The sequence below is a fragment of the Nocardioides sp. genome, from assembly GCF_034670285.1.
Classification (GTDB): Bacteria; Actinomycetota; Actinomycetes; order Propionibacteriales; family Nocardioidaceae; genus Nocardioides.
Genome location: NZ_JAXMNS010000156.1, coordinates 1 through 7887, shown reverse-complemented (window position 1 = coordinate 7887; position 7887 = coordinate 1). Strand labels below are relative to the sequence as shown.

Genomic DNA, 7887 nt, shown 5'->3' with positions numbered 1-7887 from the left:
GCTGCTGGTGGGCCGGGCTCGTCGAGCCCGAGAAGATGCTGGCGCCCTCGTCGGCGGGACCGACGCTGGCGCGGAAGGCCGAGAACAGCGAGCGTCCGGTGTCGGCCCACTCCTCGTCGGTCGGCGGGCGGCCGGTGGACGGCCGGGTGTCGAGGTCGTCGACCCCCTCGAGGTCGAGCACTCCGCGGACGGCGTCCACGACGACCATGTCCCCGTCGCGCACCCGGGCGAGCGGGCCGCCGAGGGCGGCCTCCGGGGTGACGTGGATGGCGGCCGGCACCTTGCCGGACGCCCCCGACATGCGGCCGTCGGTGACGATCGCGACGTGCTGGCCGCGGTCCTGGAGGACGCCGAGCGCGGGGGTGAGCTTGTGCAGCTCGGGCATCCCGTTGGCCGAGGGGCCCTGGTAGCGGATCACCGCGACCAGGTCGCGACCGTCGAGACGACCTTCGCCGAAGGCGGTGAGGAAGTCGGCCTGGTCGTCGAACACCATGGCCGGCGCGCGCACCACCCGGTGCTCCAGGGCGACGGCGGACGTCTTGATGACCGCCGTGCCGAGCGGGCCGGTGAGCACGCGGGTGCCGCCGTCGGGAGCGAACGGGTCGGCGACCGGACGAAGCACGTCGAGGTCGAGCGACTCAGGCGTGCCGTCCTGCCACGTCACCACGCCGTCCCGCAGGACCGGCTCGGTCGTGTAGTGCCGCAGGCCCGGACCCATGATCGTCAGGACGTCCTCGTGCAGGAGCCCGGCGTCGAGCATGGTGCGCACCAGGAAGCCGATGCCGCCGGCGGCGTGGAAGTGGTTGACGTCGGCGGAGCCGTTCGGGTAGATCCGGCACAGCAGCGGCACCACCGCGGACAGGTCCGAGAGGTCCTGCCAGGTGAGGATGACGCCGGCGGCGCGGGCGATGGCGACGAGGTGCATCGTGTGGTTGGTCGAGCCGCCGCTGGCGAGCAGACCGACACAGGCGTTGACGATCGCCTTCTCGTCGACGATGTGGCCGATCGGCGTGGGCGACCCGCCGGCGTGGGTGATCGCGACGGCACGGGCGGCCGCCGCGTCGGTGAGGGCGTCGCGCAGCGCGGTGCCGGGGTTGACGAACGACGACCCGGGCAGGTGCAGCCCGAGCATCTCCATCAGCAGCTGGTTGGAGTTGGCGGTGCCGTAGAAGGTGCACGTGCCACGCGAGTGGTACGACGCCGACTCGGCCTCGAGCAGCTCGTCGCGCCCGACCTTGCCCTCGGCGTGCAGCTGACGCACGCGGGCCTTCTCCTTGTTGGGCAGACCCGACTCCATCGGTCCGGCCGGCACGAAGACCGTCGGCAGGTGGCCGAAGGAGAGCGCGCCGATGAGCAGACCGGGCACGATCTTGTCGCACACGCCGAGCATCAGGGCGCCGTCGAACATGTCGTGGCTCAGGGCGATCGCGGCCGACATCGCTATGACGTCGCGGCTGTAGAGCGAGAGCTCCATGCCGGCGCGGCCCTGGGTGACGCCGTCGCACATGGCGGGCACGCCGCCGGCGACCTGGGCGATGCCACCGGCGCGGATCGCGGCCTTCTTGAGCACCGGCGGGTACGCGCCGTACGGCTGGTGGGCCGAGAGCATGTCGTTGTAGCTGGTGACGATCGCGAGGTTGGGCTTGGTGGTGCCGCGCAGGACCTTCTTGTCCGCGCCCTCGGCGGCGGCGAAGCCGTGCGCGAGGTTGGCGCAGCCGAGCTTGCCGCGAGCAGGGCCGCGGTCGTCGCCGGCCTCGACCCGGCGCAGGTAGGCAGCGCGGGAGGTGGCGCTGCGCTCGTAGATCCGGGCGGTCACCTCGGCGACGACGGGATGGATCGCGGGGTCGGCCCCGGGGCGGATGGTCTCAGTCATGGTCGGGCTCCTGCCAGTGACGGCCGTCGCGCTCGATGAGCGTGGCGGCGGCGGTCGGCCCGCTGGTGCCGGCCGGGTAGCGCTTCGGTCGACCCTGAGGCCCGGTGGACTCCGACCACCGCTGCAGGATCGGCTCGACCCACGTCCAGGCCGCCTCGACCTCGTCGCGACGCATGAAGAGCGTGGGGTTGCCGCGGATGACATCCATGATCAGCCGCTCGTAGGCGTCCGGCGAGCGTTCGGTGAACGTCGTCGCATAGCTGAGGTCGAGCGAGACCGGCCGCAGCCGGATCCCGCCGGGACCCGGCTCCTTGGCGGTCATGTGCAGGCGCATCCCCTCGTCGGGCTGCACCTGGATGTGGAGGCGGTTGGGTCCGGTGACGCCCTCGCTGTGCGGGAACATCGCGTGCGGCGGCTCCTTGAAGACCACGACGATCTCCGAGACGCGCTGGTCGAGCCGCTTGCCGGTGCGCAGGTAGAAGGGCACGCCGGCCCAGCGCCAGTTCTGCACCTCGGCGCGGATGGCGACGAACGTCTCGGTGTCGCTGCCGGCTCCCGGGGCGCTGCCGAGGTCGTCGGCGTACGACGCCACGGGCACGCCGTCGACGAGTCCGGAGCCGTAGCGACCCCGCACGGTGTCGCGGTCGACGTCGGCGGGCGTCATCGGCTTGAGGGCCTGGAGGACCTTGAGCTTCTCGTCGCGCACGGTCTCGCGACCGACGTACGTCGGAGGCTCCATCGCCACGAGGCAGAGCAGCTGGAGGAGGTGGTTCTGCACCATGTCGCGCAGGGCGCCGGAGGTGTCGTAGTAGCCGCCGCGCTCACCGACGCCGAGGGTCTCGGCGACCGTGATCTGCACGTGGTCGACCCAGCGGGAGTTCCACAGCGGCTCGAGGAAGGTGTTGGCGAAGCGCGTGACGAGGAGGTTCTGCACGCTCTCCTTGCCGAGGTAGTGGTCGATGCGGAAGATCTGCGTCTCGGCGAAGACCTCTCCGACGGCCTCGTTAATGCGCTGGGCCGAGGCGAGGTCGGTGCCGATCGGCTTCTCCATCACGACCCGCGAGGAGTCGTCGGCGACGCCGATCTCCTCGAGGCGCGAGCAGATAGGGCCGAAGAGCGCCGGGGCGACAGCGAGGTAGAAGACGCGAACGGGGGCGCCGACGGCGTCGGCTGTGTCGGCTGTGTCAGAAGCATCGGTGGCGGCGGGCGGGTCGGTCTTGAGGAGGCCGTGCAGGAGGTCCCAGTTGGTGGGGTCCTGGGCGTCGAGGGTCACGTGGTGCACCCGGTCGAGGAGCCGTTCGACGACGGCGGGGTCGAGGTCGGCGGTCGGGACGTGCTCGGTCAGCGAGCGGCTCACGAGGTCGCGGTAGCCGCCCTCGTCGAAGTCGGTGCGCGAGGCGCCGATGATGCGGGTCGCGTCGGCGAGGTTCTGCTCCCGCTCGCGCTGGTAGAGGGCGGGGAGGATCTTGCGGAGGGCCAGGTCGCCGGTGCCGCCGAAGATCGTGAAGTCACAAGGGGGAAGGCTGGACGCATCACCGGAGTGAGGGGCGTCGAACTCGGTACTGGGCGGGGTCACGACGTTCACGCTAAGCCCGAAGACGGCTCTCGACAAGCACTACTTACGATCTTTTGAGACAAAAGTAGGGCGTAGGGGGTGTCGGATCGGTCGAAGTCCGGCCTAGAGTCCCCCCGTGACCTCCTCCGCCGGCGACCTCCTCGACCTGGTCCGCACCGGTCGGGCCGGCTCCCGCTCCGACCTGCGCCGCCTCACCGGGCTCTCCCGCACCGCCGTGACCTCCCGGGTCTCGGCCCTCGCCGATGCCGGCCTGGTCCTGCTCGGCGACGAGCTCGCCTCGACCGGCGGGCGTCCGGCGGCGGGCGTCGTGCTCAACACCGCAGCCGGCGTCGTCCTGGCAGCAGCCGTCGGACGCTCCCGCTCGCAGGTGGCGGTCTTCGACCTCGGCGGGCGTGAGCTCGCGACCGACTCCCTCGACCACGAGAGCGGCACCGGGCCCGACGAGGTGATGCCGCGCGCGGTCGCCCGTCTGGCCGAGCTGTGCGGAGCGCTCGAGGGTCCGCACCGGGGCGGACCGGTCTTCGGTATGGGGATCAGCCTGCCCGGCACCGTCGACCCCGCCCGTGGCGTGAGCATCGACTCGCCGGTCATGGGTGGCTGGGACGACGTCGCCCTGACGCCGTACCTCGCCGAGGTGTCGGACTTCGTCGGCGTACCGATCTTCGTCGGCAACGACGCCGACGTGCTGGCCCGCTCCGAGCGGATGGGTCACGCCCAGGACCACACCGACCTGCTGGTCGTGAAGGCCTCGACCGGGCTCGGGCTCGGCATCATCTCCGAGGGTCGGGTCGTCTCCGGCTATCGAGGTGCGGCCGGCGAGATCGGGCACACCAAGGTCGACGAGGCCGCCGGGCTCCCGTGCCGGTGTGGCGACGTCGGCTGCCTCGAGACCGTCGCCGGCGGCTGGGCGCTGGTCGCCCGGATGGCCGAGGCCGGTCGTCCGGTCGGGCACGTGCGCGACCTGGTGGGGCTGGCGCTCGCCGGGGACGCCGAGGCCAAGCAGCTCCTGCGTGAGAGCGGCCGCAAGCTCGGCGACGTGCTCGCGGTCGCCATCAACCTGCTCAACCCGCAGTCCGTCGTCATCGGTGGCGACATGGCGCTGGTCTTCGACGTGTACGCCGCCGGCGTGCGCGAGAGCGTCTACGCCCGCGCCTCGGCGCTGGCGACGCGCGACCTGCAGATGGTGCCGGCGACGTACGGCGACCGGGCGGGCGTCGTGGGGTGCGCCGCGATGGCGCTCGACCAGGTGCTGCGGCCGAGCGCCGTCGACGCGCGGCTGCGCCGCTGAGCAGTCCGGGACTGACGCGCAGTCGCTGGTGGGCCCCGTGGGACTCGAACCCACAACCTAAGGATTAAAAGTCCTCAGCTCTGCCAATTGAGCTAGGGGCCCGGCGTAGGAAGTGACCCTGGCGGTCGCCTACGGGGTCGATCGTATCGAGGCGCACTGGAAGGCGAGCGGCGAGGCACGCCCGGCCCTGCGCGACCAGCGGCCACGCCACCGGTTCGTCGGCGTCGAGTGGTCACGAACCGCAGAAAACTGAACCGGATTCGTGTCGTTCGTGACCAATGGCAGGGCTCGGCGCACCTTTGATGGATCGCGACGTGCTCGCCGGTCTAGCCAGCCGTCACCGAGTCCGCCTCAGGTCGTAACCCCGCTCGGCGCCCTCGCGTTGCACCAACACGGCGTGCCCGGCGCCGGCGAAGTGGAGGCCAGTGCATGTCGCACGACCAGACCGAACAGAAAACGACCACGACGACCGGCGGACTGAGCAGGCGACGAGTCGTCGGCACCGCGGCTCACGCTGCCTGGGCGGCCCGGTGATCGTCGTGTCCTCGGCGGCCCCGGCCTTCGCCGTGTCCGACTCGACGACGCCGGCAGCGATCGTCACCACCATCGGTCCGCTGATTGCTCGCGAGGGCAACAACGTCATCGTCCCAGTCACCTTCATCAACTCCGGCGGCCCGACGACCGCCTTGAGCGTCGAAGTGCAGATCACCGCCACGGTGGGCGGGCTCAACAGCACCCAGCCGCCGGTCCGGTCGGGCGGCTGGGTCCGGAGCCGGGAGGCGGAGACGACCGCCACGATCACCATGGACGTGCAGTTCGCCAAGAGCGACCCGCAGATCGGGAACGGTGAGGGTGCTCCGGTGTCCTCGCTGCTCGAGTTCAGCTTCAACGGCTTCTTCCAGAACGGCTTCCTCAACGGCAACATCTCGGTGGTCCCGACAGTCACAGGGACGAACGGGGGCGCGGCATCCCCCGCAACGATGAACTTCGAGGTCAGCGCCTACATCCCGCAGGACCCGGAGCCGCCCACAGGTCTTTCGCCCGAGGCGACACAGGAATAGCGTGCAGTAGTCGAGGACACGGCGCCCTCGGGTGAGGCGGACCGTGGTGAAACCGGTGGCAGGAGCAGCGAGCTTCGAGAAGTCAGGGGATGCGTACGACGCATTCATGGGCCGCTACTCACGACAGCTGGCGCCCTTGTTCGCCGACTGGTCGGGCGTGGTGGCCGGCCAGGAGGTGCTCGACGTCGGCTGCGGCCCCGGTGCGCTCACCGAGGTGCTCATTGCACGACTCGGTCTCGGGGCCGTGGTGGCCTGCGACCCGTCGGAGTCCTTCGTCGCCGACTGCCGGGCGCGCTTTCCGGGTCTCGACGTCAGGACTGCAGCCGCCGAGGACCTCCCCGTCTCCGACGGCTCCTGCGACGTCGTCCTGGCTCAGCTGGTGCTGCACTTCGTGAGTGACCCCGCCAGGGCGGCGGCTGAGTTCCGCCGCGTGCTGCGACCGGGTGGCACAGCAGCCGCCTGCTCGTGGGACCTCGTCGAGGGCATGGCGATGCTGCGCCACTTCTGGGACGCCGCGATCAGCCTCGACCCCGCTGCCCCGGCCGAGGCGACGCTCAAGCTCGGTGGGCCGGGCGAGCTGCCCGACCTCTTCGCCGCGGCCGGCTTCGTCGACGTCTCCGAGACGACCTTCACGGTCACCGCGACCTACACGTCGTACGACGAGCTCTGGTCGGGCTTCCTCGAGGGCATCGGTCCCGCGGGCGCGTACGCCGTCCGCCAATCGCCTGAGCGGCAGGAGGCGCTGCGCGAAGCGCTGTTCGTGGAGGTCGGCTCGCCCGCGGGCTCCTTCGAGCTCGAGGCCGTCGCCCGGGCCGGCCTGGGCTGCTGATCGATCGTCACGCATTGTTCACATCATCCACCGCAATTGGTGGGGTCCGAGGCGTGCCACGGGGCCGCGTGCTTGGTAGGGTCGTGATTGCAACAGATGCAAGTTCCAGCTGGTCTGACGCCCGCGGAGTTTGTGATCCAACGGCGTTTCTTCTTTGTGGTAGCTCAATTGCTCAATCACGGGTCGGAGCGCAGTGTCACCGCATCTGCTGTGGGTCGTCGAAGTGACGGCTCCCACCCGAATGAGGAGTACCGAGCAAAATGGCTCAAGGCACCGTGAAGTGGTTCAACGCCGAGAAGGGTTTCGGCTTCATTGCGCAGGAGGACGGCGGCGACGACGTCTTCGTGCACTACTCGGCGATCCAGACTCAGGGCTACAAGTCCCTGGACGAGAACCAGAAGGTCGAGTTCGACGTCACGCAGGGTCCCAAGGGCCCGCAGGCGGAGAACGTTCGTCCTGTCTGACCCAGCTGGTCATCTGACCGGTCTTTGAGGAAGGTCCCCACCGCGAGGTGGGGGCCTTTCTTGCATTTCCGGGCCTGGACGCGCCCTGATGCGGCCCTCGTCACAGGATTGAGCGCCGAGGAGCGTGGGTAGGACCAGTGCGTGATGGCCCGTCCGGGCAGTCACGAATGATCCGAAATGACCATCTCTCCATTGTGCCCTTACCCGTAGGCTGGGGATCACGGAGACAACGGTCGCCGTACTCGGGAGTAAGGGGACGCCATGCATGATCAGTTCGACGTCACCTTGGAAGACATGGACCTGCTCGGCGAGGTGGAATTGACCACCAACCTCATCATCGCGGCCAGCGAGGCCGACGAGATGTTGACCGGCGACGAGATCGATCGCATCCTCGGCGTCCTGCCGAGCGCCTGACCGTCCGGGTCAGCAGGTCGCGAACAGCACCGGACCCGAGCTGAGGTCCGAGAGCACGTAGGCCCCGTCGACCGGGATCAGGTCGAGGATGACGACGTCGCCCTTGGCCGAGGCTCCCTCGAGCGCGAACCGCTCGCTGAAGTCGCCCCCCTGCCCGGGCGCCGGCCCGGTCGCCAGGATCGCGCGCGTCTCGGCGTTGACCCGAGCCTGCTCCGGGCTCGACAACGACATCGCCACCCGGACGTTGCCGTCGGCGTACGCACCCATCGAGAAGCCGGTGAGTGGGTTGACGTCGCCGGCGGCCTCGATCAACGACCGGCCGGTCGCGACGTCGGTGTCGTCGGCGCGAGCCAGCGCGAGGGCGTTGCTGTCCTGGTCGCCG

Annotated in this window: 7 protein-coding genes and 1 tRNA gene; 4 read left to right on the top strand and 4 right to left on the bottom strand. The window is 70.2% G+C overall.

Going from position 1 to position 7887, the window contains the following annotated elements:
* Both edd and zwf read right to left on the bottom strand, forming a co-directional pair.
* Nucleotides 1-1837, bottom strand: a 1837-nt coding sequence (edd, locus tag VOI19_RS09525) for a phosphogluconate dehydratase (protein WP_416366367.1), incomplete at its 3' end; no start/stop codon positions are given.
* Between the two features lie 28 nt (nucleotides 1838-1865).
* Nucleotides 1866-3449, bottom strand: coding sequence for a glucose-6-phosphate dehydrogenase (gene zwf / locus VOI19_RS09520; RefSeq protein WP_323792728.1), 1584 nt, complete (start codon nucleotides 3447-3449; stop codon nucleotides 1866-1868).
* Nucleotides 3450-3564: 115 nt separating this feature from the next.
* On the opposite strand from zwf, the gene VOI19_RS09515 reads away from it, so the two are divergent.
* Nucleotides 3565-4737, top strand: a complete 1173-nt coding sequence (locus VOI19_RS09515) for an ROK family protein (protein WP_323792727.1) — start codon at nucleotides 3565-3567, stop codon at nucleotides 4735-4737.
* A 26-nt stretch (nucleotides 4738-4763) separates the two neighbouring features.
* On the opposite strand, the gene VOI19_RS09510 is transcribed toward VOI19_RS09515, so the two are convergent.
* Nucleotides 4764-4839, bottom strand: a tRNA-Lys gene (locus tag VOI19_RS09510).
* Between the two features lie 428 nt (nucleotides 4840-5267).
* On the opposite strand from VOI19_RS09510, the gene VOI19_RS09505 reads away from it, so the two are divergent.
* The 3 genes from VOI19_RS09505 to VOI19_RS09495 all read left to right on the top strand — a co-directional run bounded on the left by VOI19_RS09505 (nucleotide 5268) and on the right by VOI19_RS09495 (nucleotide 7091).
* Entirely contained in the window at nucleotides 5268-5798 is a 531-nt protein-coding gene (locus VOI19_RS09505; protein ID WP_323792726.1) for a hypothetical protein, read from the top strand.
* Nucleotides 5799-5904: 106 nt separating this feature from the next.
* The gene (locus VOI19_RS09500) at nucleotides 5905-6627 is read left to right on the top strand and encodes a class I SAM-dependent methyltransferase (protein WP_323792725.1); all 723 of its coding nucleotides are present in this window, start codon (nucleotides 5905-5907) and stop codon (nucleotides 6625-6627) included.
* Nucleotides 6628-6887: 260 nt separating this feature from the next.
* A complete protein-coding gene (locus VOI19_RS09495) occupies nucleotides 6888-7091 on the top strand; it encodes a cold-shock protein (protein ID WP_056863399.1) in 204 nt (67 codons plus the stop codon).
* Nucleotides 7092-7514: 423 nt separating this feature from the next.
* Here VOI19_RS09495 and VOI19_RS09490 read toward each other — a convergent pair.
* Nucleotides 7515-7887, bottom strand: a 373-nt coding sequence (locus VOI19_RS09490) for a hypothetical protein (protein ID WP_323792724.1), incomplete at its 5' end; no start/stop codon positions are given.

Excerpts from the sequence above, each read along its gene's own strand:
- VOI19_RS09500 (WP_323792725.1), top strand. The coding sequence starts at position 5,905 with ATGGGCCGCTACTCACGACAGCTGGCGCCCTTGTTCGCCGACTGGTCG.
- VOI19_RS09495 (WP_056863399.1), top strand. The coding sequence starts at position 6,888 with ATGGCTCAAGGCACCGTGAAGTGGTTCAACGCCGAGAAGGGTTTCGGC.